This window comes from Pseudomonas sp. SIMBA_067, assembly GCF_046534675.1.
Lineage (GTDB): Bacteria > Pseudomonadota > Gammaproteobacteria > Pseudomonadales > Pseudomonadaceae > Aquipseudomonas > Aquipseudomonas putida.
Map to the genome: position 1 here is coordinate 84,785 of NZ_JAWRYH010000009.1, position 17,886 is coordinate 102,670.

A 17,886-nucleotide genomic window follows, 5' to 3' on the forward strand; every position below is an offset into this window, starting at 1 on the left:
GCAACGCCTGTTCTATTTATCAGTTCAGCGTTCAGGGCTCCAGGCGCCGCCGCTGGTACAACCAGTCAACAATTTCCCCGCCCGGCACATAGCCGCTTACGGTGTCGCGCAGCAGCTGGCGCACGGTGGCAAAGTCATCGGCCGCGGTCGCGGTACGCAGTGCATCCAGGCGCTGCTTCAGCACATCCCAGGTCAGGTAGTCTTCGTTGGCGCTCATGATCATGGGGTGGCGCGTGGCAATCACGTTGTCGCCGATCAACAATTCTTCGTACAGTTTCTCGCCGGGGCGCAGGCCGGTGAAGTTGATGGCGATGTCGCCCAGCGGGTTGCGCTCGGAGCGGATGCTGAAGCCGGACAGGTGAATCATCTTTTCGGCCAGTTCCACGATTTTCACCGGCTCGCCCATGTCCAGCACGAACACATCGCCGCCCTGCCCCATGGAGCCGGCCTGGATCACCAGTTGCGCAGCCTCGGGGATGGTCATGAAGTAGCGGGTGATTTTCGGGTGGGTCACCGTCAGCGGCCCGCCGTTCTTGATCTGTTTGTGGAACAACGGAATGACCGAGCCCGACGAGCCCAGCACGTTACCGAAACGCACCATGGTGAAACGGGTCTTGTTCACCTGCGACACATTGCCGGTATCGCCCATCAGTACCGGCGCCAGCTCGTTGCTCAGGGCCTGCAGCACCATTTCGGCCAGGCGCTTGGTGCTGCCCATCACATTGGTGGGGCGCACGGCCTTGTCGGTGGAAATGAGCACGAAGTTCGACACGCCAGCCTGCAGCGCCGCCTGGGCGGTGTACAGGGTGCCGAACACATTGTTCGACAGGCCTTCGGCAATGTTGTGCTCGACAATGGGCACATGCTTGTACGCGGCGGCATGGTAGACGGTGTCTACCTGCCAGGCGCGCATCACGTCGAGCATCTTGGCCTGGTCGCGGACCGAGCCCAGTATCGGGATCAACTGCACGGCCAGGCCTTCGCGCAGGATGCGCTGCTCCAGCTCGCCGGCGATGGTGTACAGGTTGAATTCGCTGTGTTCGAACAACAGCAGGGTACGCGGCGCCTGCCCCAGGATCTGGCGGCACAGCTCGGAGCCGATCGAGCCACCGGCACCGGTCACCATTACGGTCTGGTCGATGATGCAGTGCTGCAGCAGGTCACCTTGTGCAGGCACCGCGTCGCGCCCTAGCAGGTCGGCGATGTCCACTTCCTGGATATCGTCCACCTTGACCCGGCCGCTGGCCAGGTCCATGAAACCGGGCACACTGCGTACGTGCAGCGGGTAGCCTTCGAGCAGGTTGAGGATTTCGCGGCGGCGGCTGCGGCTGACCGAGGGCAGCGCCAGCAGGATTTCTTCGGCGCCGGTGTCGTCGATCATGCGTTGCAGTTGTTCTGGCTGGTACACCTGCAGGCCGGCGATCACCCGGTCGGTGATGCTGCCATCGTCGTCGATGAACGCTACCGGGCGCATGGCCTTGCCCATGCGCAGGGCCGCAACCAGCTGGTTACCGGCCGAGCCGGCGCCATAGATGGCAACCCGCGGCAGGCCATCGTTGCGGTTAGCAAAGGGCACATGCTGTACGGCGGTGGCAAACCAGTCACCGAGGAAGTACTGGCGCATGGCCAGGCGCAGGCCGCCGACCATGATCAGGCTCAGCCACCAGTAGTTAAAGGTGATCGAGCGTGGCACCACGTTTTGATGGTTGCTGGCCCAGTAGATGATGAAGCCCAGGATCAGCGCCGACAGTGTCACGGCTTTGATAATGGCGATCAGTGCGTCATTGCCGAAATAGCGCATGACTGCCCGATACAGGCCAAAGCGGATGAACAACGGGATCGAGATGATCGGCGCGGTGATGAACAACCAGGTGTGGTCCACAACAGGGTTGGCCAGGTCGTCGATGCCCAGGCGCACGACAAACGCCAGCCACAGCGCGAACCAGACCAGAATCACATCAGCCGCTACCTGAATCAGCCGTTTGTGGCGTCTAGGTAGTCCAAGCAGTCTTGAGCGCAGCTTATCCATAGAACCTCTTAGGGCTTTCCAACCTGACATGTCTACTGTCTTCGTCCTATCACTTTAGCTAGTGTTCGAGCTCACCGGCGCGCCAGCGCACGGCCAGATATGCCAATGGCAGGTAGGCAATGATCACACCCCACACGCCGTCCAGGCCCAGCAACAGCACACACAGGGCAACTGGCAGCAGCCAGAACAGGTTGATCGCAGCCACCGCCAGGGTTACCGGCAGGTGCTTGCCATAGTGACGAGAAGCAAACTGGTAGGCGTGGCTGCGGTGCGCTTCATACACCTTGTCACCGCGCAGCAAGCGGCGGATCAGGGTGAAGGTGGCATCTACGACAAACACGCCCAGCAGAATCAGCCAGCACCAGAACAATTGCGGCGAAGCCCAGGCAGCCTGCAGCGACAAGCCCGCCAGTACAATGCCAAGGAAGCCACTGCCGGCATCGCCCATGAAGATCTTGGCCGGCGGGAAGTTCCAGAACAGAAAACCCAGCGTTGCCGCAGCCAGCAACAGCGGCAGTGCCATCAATTGCGGCACACCGGCCAGGGCCGATAGCAGCACCATACCCAGGCAGGCGGTGACCGCTTCGACGCTGGCAATGCCGTCGATGCCGTCCATGAAGTTATACAGGTTAAGCATCCACACGGTGTAGAACGCCGCAAGAACGAAGCCGAACCACTGCAGGTCGAGGGTAAAGCCGAACACCTGCAGCGGCGCCAGGCCGCCCAGCCAGTACAGCATCCACGCGGCGGCGGCGAAGTGGCCAAGCAGGCGCCAGCGGGCAGCGATGTGGCCGTGGTCGTCCATGAAGCCGATTACCGCGATCAACGCCCCTGCCCCACCAATGGCGACCAGCGGCGCCAGCGGCACGGCACCGGCCATGCCCAGTAGCGGCAGGCAGGCCAGGAAGCTCAGCACAATGGCCACGCCACCGCCCCGGGGGGTGGGCACGGTGTGCGAACTACGCGCGTTGGGCACGTCGATGATCTGCTTGTTCAGGGCGTAGCGCCGTAGCGCAGCAGTCAAAAGCAGGGATGCCCCTGCGACGAGGGGAATAAGCCACCAGACCGTCATTTGTCTTGCCCTTTCAAAAAATTGAGTGCCGTGGCCCGCAGAGCCTGGTCCACATCCAGCGGGGGCTGCCAGCCCAGCAGTTCACGGGCTTTGCCACTGTCTACCTGCAGCGACCCGCACAGGCGCTGCGCCAGGCCGCCCTTGCCGGCGAGGGTCGCCGCCCCCTTCAGCCAGCTGGCAGGTACGGGCAGCAACCTGGCGGGCTTGCCCAGTGCCTTGCCCAGCCGCTGCAGCAACTCGGTGGTGGACAGGTCGTGGCCATCGCTGGCCAGGAACGTCTGGTTGGCGGCGGCCGGGTGGTCGATGCAGGTCACCAGCAAGTCCACCAGGTTATCCAGGGCCACCAGGCTGCGCTTGTTGTGGATGGCGCCAAACGGCAGCGGCACGCCTTTGCTCAGCCAGTTCATCATGCTGCGGAAATTGGCTTTCACCCCAGGTCCATACACCAGCACCGGGCGTACTATCACCACTTCCAGCCCGCTTTGCGCTGCCAGCTGGCGCAGCCCGTCTTCGGCTTCGCGCTTGGAGATGCCGTAGGGGTCTGAAGGCGCTGGCGCCTCGTCCGCGCTGAAGGGCTGGCGGCCGTCGGTGGTCTCGCCATTCACCTTCACCGAGCTGACAAAGATGAAGCGCCGTACACCTGCCTGGACCGCAGCCCGAGCCAGGTTCAGGGTGCCTTCAACGTTTACCCGGCGGAACTCGGCCAGTGGGTCGGTGGCGGTTTCGTGCATCACGTGCACGCGGGAAGCCAAGTGGATAACGGTGTCCACCTGGTCGAAGTGCCCGGACGCAACGTCCACCGCCGACAGCTCGCTGAATGCACGGTAATCCACGCCCTCCAGCGGCTGCCCGGGCAACTTCCGCACCAAGGCCCGTGGCGCCCGGCGCGCGTCTGCAGCAAGCCGCTGCAGCAGCACCTTGCCGACAAAACCGCTACCGCCGGTGACCAGGATGCCTGGGCATTGTGCGTTGCCTTGCCCGGCCATCAACCTCTCCCCGCCCGGCCCAGCAATCGGGTGAACACGCTGCGGTACTGCTCCGCTACCACCGACCAGCGGTAACGGCGGTTGGCAATTTCATGCAGGTGCGTCGACAGTTGCGCACGAGCGTCAGCATCGCCCAGCAGCGTCTGTACGTGGTTGCGCAGCGACGTGCTGTCGGCAAAGTACAGCGCCTGGTCTTCGGTAGTGGCACGGTTGAACGACACATCGAAGGCCACTACCGGCAAGCCCAGCCACATGGCCTCGACCAGCGACGGGTTGGTACCGCCGGCGCTGTGGCCGTGCAGGTATACCGTGGCATTGCTGCGTAGGGGGCTCAGTTGCTCTACGTCGTAGATCGGGTCCAGCAGGTGAATGTTGCTCACCCCTTCATACTGCTTGCGCAGTTGCACGCCGTATTCGCTGTGGTTCCAGTTGCCGATGATCGCCAGCGGCATGCCAGACCCGGCAAAGGCCTCGAGAATGACGTGGATGTTGTTCTCCGGCTCGATGCGGCACACCGTGAAGGCGTAAGGCGCACCAAGGAACGGGTACGCCTGGCGGGCTTGCTCGCTTGGCTGGCCGGCCCGGGCCTGGTCACCACCGTAGGCAATCAGTTCGCTGGGCTTGTTGTATTCGGCGGTCACATACTCCTGCAGCACCTTGTTGTCGGTGATGACCGCGTGGGCAAAGCGCACGGCCACGGCTTCAGACAGCTTCAGGAACCAGCGGGCGAAGTTGGACCATTTGGCGCGCTTCCATTCGTAGCCGTCGATGTTCACCACGATCGGCTTGCGCGTCAGCAGGCGCATGAATGGCAGGGCGATGCAGCCGGAAACCCCCAGGATCAGCATCAGGTCATGCTTGCGGTAGGCGTGCAGCATGCTCAGCACGTCGTACGGAATGCTTTGTACGCCATTGGCCTTGAGGTTCAGGTAGACCAGGCGGGCACGTTCGAAAAACTTCGGGCGCTCGGGGTAATGCGGCGCGCTGCAGTACACGGTGAGCTCGCAGTCACCCGGCAGGTTGCGCACCAATTGTTCGGTCAGTGTTTCCCAGCCACCGTATTGGGCGGGCAAACCTACCGTACCAATTACTGCAATCTTATAGGTCATCAAACACCATCACGATATTTTTCTGGAAGTTGGCGGTGGAAAACTCACTCGCTTTCATGCGTGCGCGCTCAGACAATGCCTGGCACAGCTGTGGGTCCTGCGACAGGCGCGCAACCGTGCGCACCAGCTGTTGGTGGTTTTTCGAGTCGATCTGATAACCCTCTGCCCCATCACTGACCAGCTCCACCGGGCCGCCTACCGGGGGCACGATGGTCGGGATACCAAAGGCCATCGCCTCGAGAATGGTCAGGCCAAAGGTTTCGACCCACCCATCCACATGGGACAGGTTCAGCACCAGGCTGGCTTCGCGGTAGAACCTCGCCACATCGGCGCTGGCCGGGCTGAGGGTGAGGTTTTTCGGCAATACCTTGCCGGCGAAATAAGTGTCCACTTCCTGGGCGCTGGCATTGAGCACCAGGTTGAACTTGAGCACCGGGTCCGCAGCCAGTGCCGTGGCCAGTGCGACGAACTCGTCAACGCCCTTGTAGCCCTTCAGCGACGCCAGCATCAGCACATTGAAGCGGCCGCCATGAAGATGCTGGTACGCCGTGGCCATCGCCTGCTGCTGGAAGCCCTCGGCCAGGCCGTTGTAAACAGTCACCGCTGGCACCCCGGCAACGCCCTCTTGTGCCTGCAAGTACTTCGACACGTAGACCACCTTGCTGGCACAGCCGGCAATCACCCGCCGCAGAAACGCCTTGAGCAGCGCAGGCCGAATGGAGGTTTCGTGCACGTGGTAAACCACTTTGGCACCGCGCAAGCGGGCAGCCAGCGCCGCACCGAAGGGCAGCATGGTATTGATCAGCACAACGTGCCCGGGGCGCACCTTGCGCAGCAGGCTGAAAAACAGCGCCAGTTGCGAACCGGCATACGCCAGCAGTGTCAGCCAGCGGTTGTCGAAACGCTTGTAGGCAAACTTGCACGTGCGCACCTGCAGTTCGTCGAGCACGCCGTGGCCGCTGCTGCCCACATGCAGGGTGCAGTCGGCCCCACTTTGCTGCAGCGCGGTGATGGTCTGGTTAAGTACCCGGGGGCTACCACTGTAATCATTCAGCAAATGAACAAAGTGCAACGTTTTCATGCCACCCCTTCTTCTGCGATGCGCACCTTGATGAACTTGGCCGGCACACCGCCATAAATCGAGTTCTTGCGGTACACACCCGCAGCCACCACGGCCCCCGCGGCAAACACGCAACCGTCTTCGATCACCGCGCCATCGAGCACGGTCACCTTGGCGCCGATCCAGCAGTTGCGGCCAACCTTGATGCCTTGACGGGTCACGCCCTGCAGGCGGATGGGTTGCAGCGGGTCTTCGAAGTTGTGGTTTTCAGAATGAAAGCTGACAAAGTTGCCGATGATGGTGTCGCTGCCAATCTCGATACCGCCGGCGCAACCCAGGAAGCAACCGGCGCCCAGGCCGACGTTGTCGCCAATTACCAGGCCCTTGCCGATGTTGGCCAGGCTGCCGGTGCACTCGATGATGATGTGCTTGTTCAGCGATACCGCAGTGCCGAAGCGAATGCCGTCATTGGACAAGGCATCGACGAAGCAGCCCTGGTCGATCACCAGCCCAGGCCCGTACTGGATCTTGCCCACTTCCTTCAGTGTCACTCCCGAGCCGATGAACGCCAGCCGCCGCTGGCGAAGCCGGATCACCCCGCGACAGGCCATTACCAGCTTGCTCACGATCAGCCCCAGCAGGTAGCCCGACGAGATGCGCCGGTCGATCACCATTGGGCGCTTTTTAACCACCAACACCAGTTTTTCGAGCAAGGCATGCATCATTTCACGGCCCTCACCTGGGTAAACAAGGCCTTGATGAAAGCCGGGCGACGATAGGCCAGCGCTTTGCGAAAGGCAGCATAGACCAGGTACAGGTCCAGCAGGCCCCGCTGCAGCAGGCTGTGGGAATGAAAGCTGATTCGCAGGCCGTGGATCATTTCCTCGAAGCGGAACAAGGCACGCTCCGGGGTATCGGCGCTGTGTTCGGACAGGTCGTGGGCAATTTCCACATCCAGCACGCAGGCCTTGGGGAAATACCCCTCGTAGCGGATGAAAAAATCGGTATCGGTGGCATAGAAGCGCAACCGCTCGTCATAGAAAGGCGTCATGCGCTGGAAGCACTGGCGGGTGAAAATCAGGCCGCTATTGATACCCAGCAGGTTTTTCGAGTTCACCAGGCCAGGGGCCACATCGGGGGTAAGACGGCCCATGAACAACCAGCGCTGGCCGGGGCTGACCAGTTGCCCATGGCTGACCAGGCGGGGCATGAACACGCCCACCTGGTCGCCACCCGGCGCACTGCGCACCTGGCCGATCTGCGTCAGGCAACTGGACAGGCGAATGTTCGAGTAGTTGGTGTCGTCGTCCGAGATCATGAACAGCTCGACCCCGGCGGCAAATGCCTCTTTGGCCACCTGATTGTAGATGACCGACAGCCGCTGGTTGTCCGCCTCGTACCAACGTACGCCCGGGCACGGCTGCGCCATGCCGGGAGAGTTGTTCCAGACATGCAGTTGTAGGTCGACACCCTCATCCTGCAGCAGTGCCTTTTGTGCGAGCAGCGACTGCAGGGCAATCGAGTCCTGGCTAGCTTTCCGATACAGAACGATCAGTACGGCCAAGCTCAACTTTTGTTCTTCTGTTTTCACCAATGATCACCATCACCACGATCGCGAATATGTAAAGGACCACACTGTTCGTATAGGACTGGAAAAAGAACGAGCTCAGGAAGAACGGGTAACTGGCAATCACGAAGTTGCCCAAACCGTTCTTCCATGCGCTGGCATGCGGCCTGTCCCGGACGATGATCGTCACCAGCTTGTGATACCACAGAATCAACCCGGCCATGATCAGCCCGCCAACCCAGCCGCAGGTGGCCAGCAGGTTGAGCCAGAACGAATCGAACCAGTACGGCTGGCCCGGGCCCACCGAACCAAAGCCATAGCCCATGGGGTGCGCGCTCAGCACCTCGTACATGTGCAGCCACTGGCGCTCACGGTCCAACGCAGACAAGTCCTGGGTGTAACCCATCGACAGGTAGGCAAAGATCGCCACGGTCAGGCCAACGAACTGCAGGTAACCCAGCAGCGAAATCAGCCAGGCCGTACGCAGCACCCGCGCCACCACCAGCATCGCGCAGATGCACACCAGGCCGATCATGGCCGTGCGCACCGAACCGATCGCAATCAACCCGCACAGCAGCAAAAACGCGGCGCTCAGCAACAGGCGCCGGGTAAGCGACCAGTGGCGCCCGCTGAGCAACACGGCCAGCGTCATGGCGGCGGTATTGAGAATGACGGCGGAAAACTCCAGAGTGCCGGTGAAGAAGCCGGAAACCCGCGGCAGCCCGTCACGCATCGAGTTGTACGGCTGCAGTTCATAACCTTTGGCGGTAAGCAGCGGCCAGTACCAGAACTGTTCGGCCGAGGCGATGGTCAGGTATTGGTACAGCGCATACACGCCGGTGAGCACGCTCATGGCCAGCACCGACCAGTACACATGGCGCAGCTTCTTCTCGGTCGACACCGCCTGTGCCCAGATGGCCACGGCCATACCGATAAACACCGGCACGGCCAATGCGCGGAACATGCGCAACGACCCTGCGCTCAGGTCACCGAACAGCAGGTACAGGAAGGCGAAGAACAAAAGGATCAGTAACGACCGCCCCACCTCGAGGTTGACCACACCCCGCGCTGTGATGCTGGCCAGTGCCCGTAACAGCAGCCACATGATCATCAGCAGGCTGATCATTTCGCGCCAACCGGCAAAGGCACTGCCCAGGCCGAGCGTCAGCACTGCAAAGTCGCTGAAGAACAGCAGGCCGAACAACACGCCGATAAAGATCTTGATCACACTCACCCTCGCGCTTTGGCAAACCTGGCCAGCCGCAACAGCGTGACCTTGATGAGGATCTTGATGCGCGGCACCCAGGCGTAGGAAAGCAGCGCTCGCAACGCCAGCTTTGTGTCCATACGGCACAAGGCGTCGAAGACATCCGCAGGCACCATGCTAGTGACCTTACCTGTCGGTTTCATGAAATCGAGGTTGCCCGACCACGGCAGCATGGTCGCCAGCTGGTTTTCGCTGTATTCGCCACGCTCGATGCAAGCCAGGTAGCGCGCTTTCACGGCTTCTAGCGAGTTCACCTGCTTCACGGCTTCGACCACCGGTGCACTGGGCCGCGGTTGCTCGATGCTGGCCAGCAGTTGGTCGACGCTGGCTACCTTCAGGCTGTCTGCGGGTGAATAGCCCTGAATGGGCGCAACCAACCCGACACAGCGCCGGCCCTTGAGCAGTTGTTCAGCGAACGCCGTGCCGCCGGGTATAGGGTAGCTGTCCAGATAAAAGTCGGCTTTTTCCGCAAACGCCAGGTAGTCCTTGTACGGCAGGTGACGGCGGATGAAAAAGCGCGTGGGGTAACGCAGCTTCACTGTCCACCACCAGGTGTTGGTCAGCGGGTTGGCACCAATGATCCAGCACTCTGCGTTCGGGAACCTGTCGAGAATAGCCGTGATCGACGGGCGCATGTCCAGGCCGCCATGGGGCTTGTACTTGGCCGCCGAGGCGGCACTGAACACCTTGATCCGCTCATGCGCAGGCGCGGCGTCCGGCACTTTTGCGCCGCTGGTTTCGATCGGTATCGCCAGGAAGCTCTTCTGGCAGGCGAGGTGTTTTTTCTTGTCGAGGTGGTGCCCGTAGGCGCTGATCTCGAAATACACATCAGCCACTGAAGCGCCGAAACTGAACACATGGTCGGCGTGGTTGACGAAATAAACTGTCACCGCGGCGCCACGCTGCTGCTTCAGCAGGCCACAGGCGACCGTGGTGATGATGTCGTCAGGGTGAATGTGCAGCACCACCTTGTCGTACTGGGCAAGGGTGTCGACGATGGATTGCAGCCGCGCGCACGGGTCATCACCCCGCGCCACTTCGATGTGGGCGAAGTAGTCATTCAGGCGTTCGATTACCTGGGGTTTGGCGCTGCGCGCCACCAGCAGGTCCACGGAGCCCTCGTGCATGTGCGCCAGGCGCTCCATCAAACGGGTGTGCCCGCCTTGCAGGTAGGGTTCGCTGACCACGTGCAGCCAGCCCCGGGATGTGCCGCTGGCGACCGGTACCGTGACCAGGCTGGTGCACTGGGCTACCAGATGGCGCTCCAGCGCTGCGGCCTCGTAGATGTCCAGGTCCACGGCCCACAGCAGTGCACCATAGACTTGCGCCTGAGCCAAAGCCGGCCCTGGTGCTGCCTTCAGTATCCGGGCGTGCAGCTGCTCAACCACTTGCTTCATTGCTCAGCTCCGTGCCGAATCAGCGACAATCGACGACAAACGCCGGAAAACCGTGAAATACATGACGATTGCGTACAACAGGTAATTAACCGCGTAGGCAAGTGTGACCTTCTCATACCCCCAGAGTTGCGTGAGGTACACGGTCAGGGCGTAAAGCGACAAAGTGGCGAGGATTTCCGTCACCAGGTACAGCCGCGTCAAGGCCTTGCCCAGCATCAGGTAGGCCATCAGCCAGCTGGCGATCTTCAGGCTGTCGCCCACCATCTGCCAGGCGAACAGCTCGCGCATGGGTAGGAACGATTCGGAGAACAGCACCTGGATGATGAAGTCGCGCAGCAGGTAGATGATCAGCCCGGCCACTATGGTCATGGGCAGGATCAGCTTGTAGCCCTGCAGAATCTCCCTGCGCAGCTCACCGGCATCCTTCAGTTCGGACAACCGCGGCAGGTAATACACCGCCAAGGTGGTGGTGATCAGCATGAGGTACGCCGAACTCAGGCGCCACATGGCTTCCCAGTATCCCGCTTGCTCCCAGCCAAAGGTATTGCCCAGGTAGTCCCGCAGGAACACGTGGCAAACCGGCAGGGAACAGGCCGTGACCACGGCCATCAGCGCAAACTTCGACAGCCGCCTCAGGGCCTGACGGTCCAGCCCGCCAAAAAAGTCGCCAAGGTGGAACCAGGGCGTGCGCATGCAGATAACCAGGGTGGCCACGAAGCTCAGCGACTGATACACCGCCAGCGCCACAAGCGCACCGTACAGCCCAAGCTGGATGGTCAGCGCACAGGTGACCACCAGCGAAATGAGGCTGCCGAGGATATTGGCCAGCACATAGCGGGGCACATCCTTCTTGCCGTTGAGCACGCCAAGCAATAACGAGTTGAAGGCAAAGAACACCAGCGTGGCGGCAAACCAGACCAGCACCGACGCCAGCGATTCGTCATTGAAAAACCAGCTGGCCAATGGCTTGCGCAGTCCCATGATCAGTACTGCGAGCAGCAGCGAAACCACCACCGACAGCGTGCCGGCGGTTCTCCATATCTTGCGCTGCTCGTCGGGCTGTTCGGCGAATTCCGCCGTGTACTTGGTAACGCCGGTGCTGACGGCACCACTGGCCAGGGTGGTGAACATGGTCACCGCATTCTGCAGCTGGCCGATGGCCGCGTAACCGGCCGGCCCCACATACAGGGCCAGCACTTTGTTAAGGCCAAGCAAGGTGGCCATCTTTACCGCAACCGCTATCGCATTGAGAAGACTAGTTCTGATCAGGGTCATACCTGGCACTCAAGGACGCGAAAAGCTGTTGCAGGCGTCAATGACGTGCTGGATAGAGGCCACAGTCAGGGTCGGGTCCATGGGCAGGCTCAGTACCTGCTCATGCAGCCGCTCGGTCAGCGGTAGCGAAAGGTCGGCCAACTGCGGGTAGGCCTGCTGCCGATGCGGCGGTATCGGGTAGTGCACCAGCGTTTGCACGCCCTGTTGAGCCAGATGCTGCTGCAACTGCTCACGGCATTCACTTCTCACCACAAAAAGGTGCCAGGCGTGCTGGCCGGCGACGCCCGGGTCGGGCAACTGGATCGCCGGGTTGTCGATGCCGGCCAGATACTGCTGCGCAACTTGCTGGCGCAGGCGGGTTTCGTTGTCCAGGTACGCCAGCTTGACGCTCAACAACGCAGCTTGCAGTTCGTCCAGGCGGCTGTTGACCCCTTGGTACATGTTCATGTACTTCACATGCGAACCATAGTTGCGCAGCGATTTCAGGGTGTCGGCCAGCGCATCGTCGTTGGTGGTGACTGCACCGGCGTCACCCAGCGCGCCAAGGTTCTTGCCTGGGTAGAAGCTGAAGCCCGAGGCATCGCCCCACGCCCCTGCCCGGCGCCCATCCAGCTCGGCACCGTGCGACTGGGCAGAATCCTCAAGCACCAGCAGGCCATGCTCCCCGGCGAATGCGTTGATCGCCGGCATGTCGGCCAGCCGGCCGTACAGGTGCACCGGCATGATCACACGGGTACGCGGGGTCAGCGCTTGCGCCAGGTTGTGCGCGCCCAGATTGAAGCTGCCTTCATCAGGCTCCACCAGCACGGGTACCAGTTTGTTCTCGGTAATCGCCAGGATGGTTGCAATGTAGGTGTTGGCAGGTACCAGTACCTCGTCGCCCTCGGCGATACGCCCCAACAGCTTCCAGGCCCGCAAGGTCAGGGTCAGCGCGTCCAGGCCGTTGGCCACGCCGATGCAGTGCTTTACCCCGCAGTAGCTGGCGAACTGGGTTTCAAACTGCTTGAGCTTCTCGCCCATGATGTACCAGCCCGAGTCGATGACCTCGGTGCAGGCATCGATCAACGCCTGACGGTATTGCGCATTCACACCTTGCAGATCGAGAAACTTAACCATTGCGGTCTATCACCCTGATAATTTTTGCTGGATTCCCTACAACAACGGCATAAGGCGGGACGTCTTTGGTCACCACTGCCCCTGCGCCCACCATCGCGTACTCGCCAACGACAATGCCTGGCAGCAAGGTCGCATTGGCACCAATGCTGGCGCCACGCTCCAGCGTAATACCGCTGAATTGCTCCGGGTAAACCTTGGAGCGCGGCATCGCGTCATTGGTAAAGGTGGCATTGGGGCCGATGAACACGTCATCGGCAATGCGGGTACCGTCCCACAGGTAAACACCGGACTTCACCGTCACGTTATCACCCAGCACCACATCACCTTCAATAAGGGTATGCGCACAGATGTTGCAATTACGCCCGATCTGCGCACCTTTCATGATCACCACGAATTGCCACACCCGGGTGCCTTCACCGATGAAGTCGCTTTTCACATCGGCCAGTTGATGAATGCTAGGCATTGCGCTTCAGCTCCGTGAACGAGGTGTAGTCACGAATGTAGTCGGCCTCGTCGTAATGGGCGTCGGCCAGTACGAGCAGCACGCAGTCCGGGCTGAAATCATGCATTTCGTGCCAGACCATGGGCGGAATCAGGATGCCCTTGTTGAACGCGTCCAGCCAATGGTCTGTGCGGGTGGTGCCATCATCCATGACCATCCGGCAACGCCCTGACACGCAGATTGCCAGCTGATTGAGTGCCTTGTGGGCGTGGAAGCCACGGGAAACCCCTGGCAGCGTTTCGGTCAGGTAATACACGCGCTGTATGGCGAACGGTACGTTATCCAAGGCTTGCAGGGCTACCAACTGGCCACGATGATCACCCAGCACCTTGAACAGCTCGGTCTGGGCAAGCGCCCCTTCCTCCGCAACGTTCAGGTGGTGGCGGAACGACGGGGCCTGGTTATCCTTCTCGCTGACAATGAGGCCGTCGCGCATTGGCCATTCAATCGCCAGGTCGGGGTCATCCCAATGGATACTGCCTTCGGCATCCTTGTTGTACACATCCGTTGTCTTGTACAGAAAATGTGTTTCGTCCTCGAGGGCAATAAACCCGTGCGCGAACCCTTCGGGAATCCACAGCATGCGGTTATTGTGTTCGGTCAGCTCAACACCTACCCACTGCCCGAACGTCGGAGAGCCAGGGCGGATATCGACCGCCACGTCATAGGCCGCACCACGCACTACCCTCACCAGCTTGCCCTGGGCATTCGGCGAACGCTGGAAGTGCAGCCCGCGCAGCACACCGCGATGAGACATCGAGTGGTTGTCCTGGACGAACGCACGGGGCTTGCTCAAGCCCAGCTCAAGCAATGCGCCATGAAAGCGTGTTTCATTGAAGGTTTCCGTGAACCACCCGCGATCATCCTCGTACACGGCGGGCTCGACTATGACTACATCGGGAATGTTCGTTTGAACAAGCTTCATCGGTAAACCTTTGGCATGATTTTTTGTCGGGGCCAGTCGCGCCGCCCCCCTTTATTAGTGCAGTTTCACCGTTTGCACGGCAAATGTCTCGCGCAAAATGTGGCGTGCGCGATGCTGTTCGTTTCCCGGGTCAGGCCCGGCGTCTTTGCAAATTCTGTACGGCATATCTCAGGGTAGCGATCAGGCAACCCAGGCCCAGTCCAACAATCACACCCAAGGCAACGATCAAGTTCCGCTTAGGTTTAATCGGTACATCTGGTTGTTCTATCGTGCCGTCAAGCTGATACACACTTACATTACGCTTCGCGGCAACCAACCCTTGGTAAAACTGCTTTCTGGTTTTTATTTCGCTGAGTTCAGGAATGAACGGGTCTTCACTTTTCCGTTGCTGCAAATTGGCAATCTCGGCGGCCAACGCCTTGCTGCCACGCATGTAAGTCAGCTCGCCATCCATTTTTGACGACAACGCCTTGGAGATTTCGCCGTTTATCAGCGGGGGGTTTTCCAGGCCAATGGCATTTGCAATACGCAGTGCCTCTTGCAACCGGGCAATTTTGTCTTCACGTTGTCGCTGGCCGTTTTCACGCAGGTTGTCGAGTTCCAGCTGCAAGGCGTTTGCGCGGACATCGGCCTCTCGGGTGGCATCCTGCAACAGCTCGGCCTTGGCGGCGGCGCTGGCCTTCTCGACATAGGCAGCAGCCCACTGTGAAGCCACGACAGGATCACGCCCACGGAAGGCGACATAGGCACGCGGCGGCTCACCTGCCAGTTGCACGACATCAAAGGAGCCATTGAACGCGGCATACAATGCACCTTGCGTCCCCTGCCCCGCATCTGCGGAAGGCAAGTAAACTTCCTTGAAGAACTGACGACGCAGGGTTTCACCGTTCAAATGTTCGACGAAGATATCAAAAACCTTACGCGACGTGAAAGGCTCCAACCCGGTCTGGCTGGTACGGCCATAGTTGAGATCGGCGATATCACTGGTCGCCGGTGCTGCCAGAAATACTTTAGCCTCGTAAACCGGTTTCGCCAACAGTGCATAAGCCAGTGCAACTGCAGTGACTACAAGCGCTACCAGAAAGATGAGAAGCTTTTGCCGCCACACCCCTTCCAGAAACTCCAACAGGTCAACTTCTTCACTTTCGTTACTGCGGCGCTCAAGGTCATTGCGCATTTCTTGTGTTTTTCCTTGGGTCTGACTGTGTACACGGTTTCTGGCATACCAAAACATCACGAGCGACTGCCCGGAACCCGACCAGGCGCACGCCTCTTGAGTGTAGCGGCATTATGCCAACATCTTACACATCCAGCGCCAGGGTTAGTCGCAGTAGATAAACGCTAGCGTGATTAGTTCCCGCCTTGCGTCGGCCAGCACTCCATAGTCAGACCAAGGGTTCAGGGTATGCACACCTCCAGCCCAGCACCCTCGCGCGCGGCGCGCTGCATCAGGGCTTTTTTCAACGTGGTTTTCGCGGCTTTTTCGCCATGCACCAGCAGCACCTTGCCTGGCTGCACCGGGCCACCGAGCGCGAACTGCAGCAAGCCTGCCTGATCAGCGTGCGCCGAGTACCCTGACAGCGTCATGACCTTCGCCCACACCTCATACATCTGGCCATCCAGATCGATCTGCACAACCCCCTCTGCGCCTTCGCCGGCCTGTATCATCGCCCCTGGCGTGCCCTTGGCCTGATACCCCACAAACATCACCTCATGTCGCGCATCCGCCAGCATGGCCTTGAGGTAATTGACAATACGCCCACCCGAGCACATGCCATTGCCGGCAATCACGATCGCAGGCCGGCCGGTGCTCTTGAGGTAGTTGACCACCTGCTGGTGTCGGGCATGGGAGTCCACGCTGATCAGCTGGCTGAAGCCCAGGGGGTCGCGCCCTTCTGCAAGGCGCGCCCTGGCTTCGACATTCCAGTAGTCGTGCAGCTCCCGGTACACGCTGGTGATGCGTTGGGCCAGGGGTGAGTCGAGGATGATGGGCAACTGCGACCAGTCGAGCGGGTCGCCATCAGGCCCGGGACCAGCGCCGCCCAACAAAGCCTTGCGATGAAGGATGTCTTCGAGCTCGTATAACAGCTCCTGGGTGCGCCCCAGGCTAAAAGCCGGGATGAGGATGGTACCTTTGTCGGCCAAGGCGCGATCGATGGCGGCTTCCAGCCGCTGCCTGCGGTCGCCGGCCTGCGCATGCAGGCGGTCGCCATAGGTGCTTTCCAGCACCAGTACGTCGGCACGCTCCGGAGGCTGGACCGGGCGCAGCAACGGGTTGCCACAGGCACCCAGGTCGCCCGAAAACACATAGCGGGTATTGGCTAGCTCATGCTGCATGTCGCACTCGACATAAGCCGAACCCAGCAGATGCCCGGCGCGCTGCAGGCGAATACGGCAAACCAGGCCAGGGCGCTCGACCACCGCGTGCCACCGCTCAAAAGTCAGCGGCACGATAAGCTCACGGATGAAATCGATGTACCGCGACACCTGCGCAGGCTCGCTGCTGATGCTTAGCTTATAGGCATCTTCCAGTACCAGCGGCAGCAGCCGGGCGGATGGCTCGCTGCACAGGATAGGGCCGCGATAGCCGGCGGCCAGCAGCGCAGGAATGCGGCCAACGTGGTCGAGATGAACATGGGTAACAACCAGGGCCTGGATGCCCTGTATGTCGAAACCGAGCGCCGCGCTTTCGGCACCCGGTGCAGCCTCGCTCCCCTGCTCAAGCCCGCAGTCGATCAGCAGACTGGTGGCTGAATCAAGGTGCAGCTGGTGGCAAGACCCGGTGACACCACGGGTACCACCGTGATGGGAAAGGCTGGGGTATTCCATGCTGCGCACACTCGCCGGGGCCGAAAATGAAGTGGGCTATTACTCCATGACGGCCGGTGCGTGCATAGGTGAAACTTTCCTAAGTAGGTGCAGGAAACTTCCTTAGTTGCTGCTCAGTGCCGCCTGACGGGCAGACTCCCTGATCTTGCGCTTGCTGCGCTGCACGCCGTAGGCCCCCAGCAACGGCCCTACTGCCAAGCCAATGACCAGGGCGGCCAATACCAGCACGGCAACCGGCATTTCCGGCGCAGCCCAACCGAACAGGACCAGCGACACGGCTTGCTGGTTCTCCAGCACGAAGAACAGCACCACAGCCGCCAACAGCAGCACGAACACCGCCGCCAGGGCGCGCTTGAGGTTACGCATCAGAATGCTCCTTGATTGCTCAGGCTTCAGCCTCGTCTTCTTCGTTGACCCGGTCACGCAGCTCTTTGCCGGGTTTGAAGTGCGGCACAAACTTGCCCTCGAGGCTGACCGACTGGCCGGTCTTCGGGTTACGACCCACGCGCGGGGCGCGATAATGCAGCGAGAAGCTGCCAAAACCGCGAATCTCGATGCGATCACCAGTGGCAAGGCATTGTGACATCTGCTCAAGCATGGTCTTGATGGCCAGCTCCACATCCTTGGACGAGAGCAGCCCCTGATGGGTGACAATACGTTCGATCAGCTCCGACTTCGTCATATTTTTCCCTTCGTTATCAAGCAGCTAGATCATTGCTTAACCAGTTTGTAGCACGCCGGGAGGGATTTGA

General features: G+C 60.6%; 17 protein-coding genes and 1 pseudogene. All 18 read right to left on the reverse strand.

The genetic code is table 11. The annotated features are described in order from the left end of the window. Window positions 1-31 precede the first annotated feature (31 nt). The gene (locus SB765_RS19840) at window positions 32-2,029 is read right to left on the reverse strand and encodes a polysaccharide biosynthesis protein (RefSeq protein ID WP_341797874.1); all 1,998 of its coding nucleotides are present in this window, start codon (window positions 2,027-2,029) and stop codon (window positions 32-34) included. A gap of 58 nt (window positions 2,030-2,087) precedes the next feature. Continuing rightward, the gene (locus SB765_RS19845) at window positions 2,088-3,101 is read right to left on the reverse strand and encodes an MraY family glycosyltransferase (protein WP_410931800.1); all 1,014 of its coding nucleotides are present in this window, start codon (window positions 3,099-3,101) and stop codon (window positions 2,088-2,090) included. Further along, a complete protein-coding gene (locus SB765_RS19850) occupies window positions 3,098-4,087 on the reverse strand; it encodes a UDP-glucose 4-epimerase family protein (protein WP_410931801.1) in 990 nt (329 codons plus the stop codon). Before SB765_RS19850 ends, SB765_RS19845 begins: the two co-directional genes overlap by 4 nt. Beyond that, a complete protein-coding gene (locus SB765_RS19855) occupies window positions 4,087-5,196 on the reverse strand; it encodes a DUF1972 domain-containing protein (protein WP_341797871.1) in 1,110 nt (369 codons plus the stop codon). The genes SB765_RS19850 and SB765_RS19855 overlap by 1 nt, the downstream gene beginning before the upstream one ends. Then, the gene (locus tag SB765_RS19860; protein ID WP_410931802.1) at window positions 5,186-6,277 is read right to left on the reverse strand and encodes a glycosyltransferase family 4 protein; all 1,092 of its coding nucleotides are present in this window, start codon (window positions 6,275-6,277) and stop codon (window positions 5,186-5,188) included. The genes SB765_RS19855 and SB765_RS19860 overlap by 11 nt, the downstream gene beginning before the upstream one ends. After that, window positions 6,274-6,981 (reverse strand): acyltransferase, encoded by a 708-nt coding sequence (locus SB765_RS19865; protein WP_410931803.1) that lies wholly within the window; start codon window positions 6,979-6,981, stop codon window positions 6,274-6,276. The genes SB765_RS19860 and SB765_RS19865 overlap by 4 nt, the downstream gene beginning before the upstream one ends. After that, the gene (locus tag SB765_RS19870; RefSeq protein WP_410931804.1) at window positions 6,978-7,826 is read right to left on the reverse strand and encodes a hypothetical protein; all 849 of its coding nucleotides are present in this window, start codon (window positions 7,824-7,826) and stop codon (window positions 6,978-6,980) included. Before SB765_RS19870 ends, SB765_RS19865 begins: the two co-directional genes overlap by 4 nt. After that, entirely contained in the window at window positions 7,786-9,051 is a 1,266-nt protein-coding gene (locus SB765_RS19875; RefSeq protein WP_410931805.1) for a hypothetical protein, read from the reverse strand. The genes SB765_RS19870 and SB765_RS19875 overlap by 41 nt, the downstream gene beginning before the upstream one ends. A gap of 2 nt (window positions 9,052-9,053) precedes the next feature. Continuing rightward, window positions 9,054-10,487 carry a hypothetical protein gene (locus tag SB765_RS19880; protein WP_410931806.1) on the reverse strand — a complete coding sequence of 478 codons (1,434 nt, stop codon included), beginning with the start codon at window positions 10,485-10,487 and terminating at the stop codon, window positions 9,054-9,056. Window positions 10,488-10,490: 3 nt separating this feature from the next. Continuing rightward, window positions 10,491-11,762, reverse strand: a complete 1,272-nt coding sequence (locus SB765_RS19885; protein ID WP_410931807.1) for an O-antigen translocase — start codon at window positions 11,760-11,762, stop codon at window positions 10,491-10,493. Window positions 11,763-11,771: 9 nt separating this feature from the next. After that, entirely contained in the window at window positions 11,772-12,878 is a 1,107-nt protein-coding gene (locus SB765_RS19890; RefSeq protein WP_410931808.1) for a DegT/DnrJ/EryC1/StrS family aminotransferase, read from the reverse strand. Further along, window positions 12,871-13,341, reverse strand: coding sequence for an acyltransferase (locus SB765_RS19895; RefSeq protein WP_341797864.1), 471 nt, complete (start codon window positions 13,339-13,341; stop codon window positions 12,871-12,873). The genes SB765_RS19890 and SB765_RS19895 overlap by 8 nt, the downstream gene beginning before the upstream one ends. Continuing rightward, window positions 13,334-13,708 (reverse strand): sugar 3,4-ketoisomerase, encoded by a 375-nt coding sequence (locus SB765_RS19900; RefSeq protein WP_226342976.1) that lies wholly within the window; start codon window positions 13,706-13,708, stop codon window positions 13,334-13,336. Before SB765_RS19900 ends, SB765_RS19895 begins: the two co-directional genes overlap by 8 nt. A 57-nt stretch (window positions 13,709-13,765) precedes the next feature. Beyond that, window positions 13,766-14,305, reverse strand: a pseudogene (gene rfbC / locus SB765_RS19905) (dTDP-4-dehydrorhamnose 3,5-epimerase); the annotation flags it as partial. A 130-nt stretch (window positions 14,306-14,435) separates the two neighbouring features. After that, complete coding sequence (locus tag SB765_RS19910; protein WP_410911453.1) at window positions 14,436-15,482, reverse strand: LPS O-antigen chain length determinant protein WzzB; 1,047 nt, start codon at window positions 15,480-15,482, stop codon at window positions 14,436-14,438. A gap of 221 nt (window positions 15,483-15,703) precedes the next feature. Beyond that, complete coding sequence (locus SB765_RS19915) at window positions 15,704-17,134, reverse strand: MBL fold metallo-hydrolase (RefSeq protein ID WP_341797862.1); 1,431 nt, start codon at window positions 17,132-17,134, stop codon at window positions 15,704-15,706. Between the two features lie 102 nt (window positions 17,135-17,236). After that, a complete protein-coding gene (locus tag SB765_RS19920; protein WP_059395294.1) occupies window positions 17,237-17,500 on the reverse strand; it encodes a lipopolysaccharide assembly protein LapA domain-containing protein in 264 nt (87 codons plus the stop codon). Between the two features lie 19 nt (window positions 17,501-17,519). Next, window positions 17,520-17,816 carry an integration host factor subunit beta gene (ihfB, locus tag SB765_RS19925; RefSeq protein ID WP_003252675.1) on the reverse strand — a complete coding sequence of 99 codons (297 nt, stop codon included), beginning with the start codon at window positions 17,814-17,816 and terminating at the stop codon, window positions 17,520-17,522. Window positions 17,817-17,886 lie beyond the last annotated feature (70 nt).

Coding starts and splice junctions, on each gene's coding strand:
- SB765_RS19855 (WP_341797871.1), bottom strand. CDS start 5,196: ATGACCTATAAGATTGCAGTAATTGGTACGGTAGGTTTGCCCGCCCAA.
- SB765_RS19865 (WP_410931803.1), bottom strand. CDS start 6,981: ATGATGCATGCCTTGCTCGAAAAACTGGTGTTGGTGGTTAAAAAGCGC.
- SB765_RS19840 (WP_341797874.1), bottom strand. CDS start 2,029: ATGGATAAGCTGCGCTCAAGACTGCTTGGACTACCTAGACGCCACAAA.
- ihfB (WP_003252675.1), bottom strand. CDS start 17,816: ATGACGAAGTCGGAGCTGATCGAACGTATTGTCACCCATCAGGGGCTG.
- SB765_RS19910 (WP_410911453.1), bottom strand. CDS start 15,482: ATGCGCAATGACCTTGAGCGCCGCAGTAACGAAAGTGAAGAAGTTGAC.
- SB765_RS19850 (WP_410931801.1), bottom strand. CDS start 4,087: ATGGCCGGGCAAGGCAACGCACAATGCCCAGGCATCCTGGTCACCGGC.
- SB765_RS19860 (WP_410931802.1), bottom strand. CDS start 6,277: ATGAAAACGTTGCACTTTGTTCATTTGCTGAATGATTACAGTGGTAGC.
- SB765_RS19880 (WP_410931806.1), bottom strand. CDS start 10,487: ATGAAGCAAGTGGTTGAGCAGCTGCACGCCCGGATACTGAAGGCAGCA.
- SB765_RS19915 (WP_341797862.1), bottom strand. CDS start 17,134: ATGGAATACCCCAGCCTTTCCCATCACGGTGGTACCCGTGGTGTCACC.
- SB765_RS19885 (WP_410931807.1), bottom strand. CDS start 11,762: ATGACCCTGATCAGAACTAGTCTTCTCAATGCGATAGCGGTTGCGGTA.
- SB765_RS19890 (WP_410931808.1), bottom strand. CDS start 12,878: ATGGTTAAGTTTCTCGATCTGCAAGGTGTGAATGCGCAATACCGTCAG.
- SB765_RS19895 (WP_341797864.1), bottom strand. CDS start 13,341: ATGCCTAGCATTCATCAACTGGCCGATGTGAAAAGCGACTTCATCGGT.
- SB765_RS19920 (WP_059395294.1), bottom strand. CDS start 17,500: ATGCGTAACCTCAAGCGCGCCCTGGCGGCGGTGTTCGTGCTGCTGTTG.
- SB765_RS19845 (WP_410931800.1), bottom strand. CDS start 3,101: ATGACGGTCTGGTGGCTTATTCCCCTCGTCGCAGGGGCATCCCTGCTT.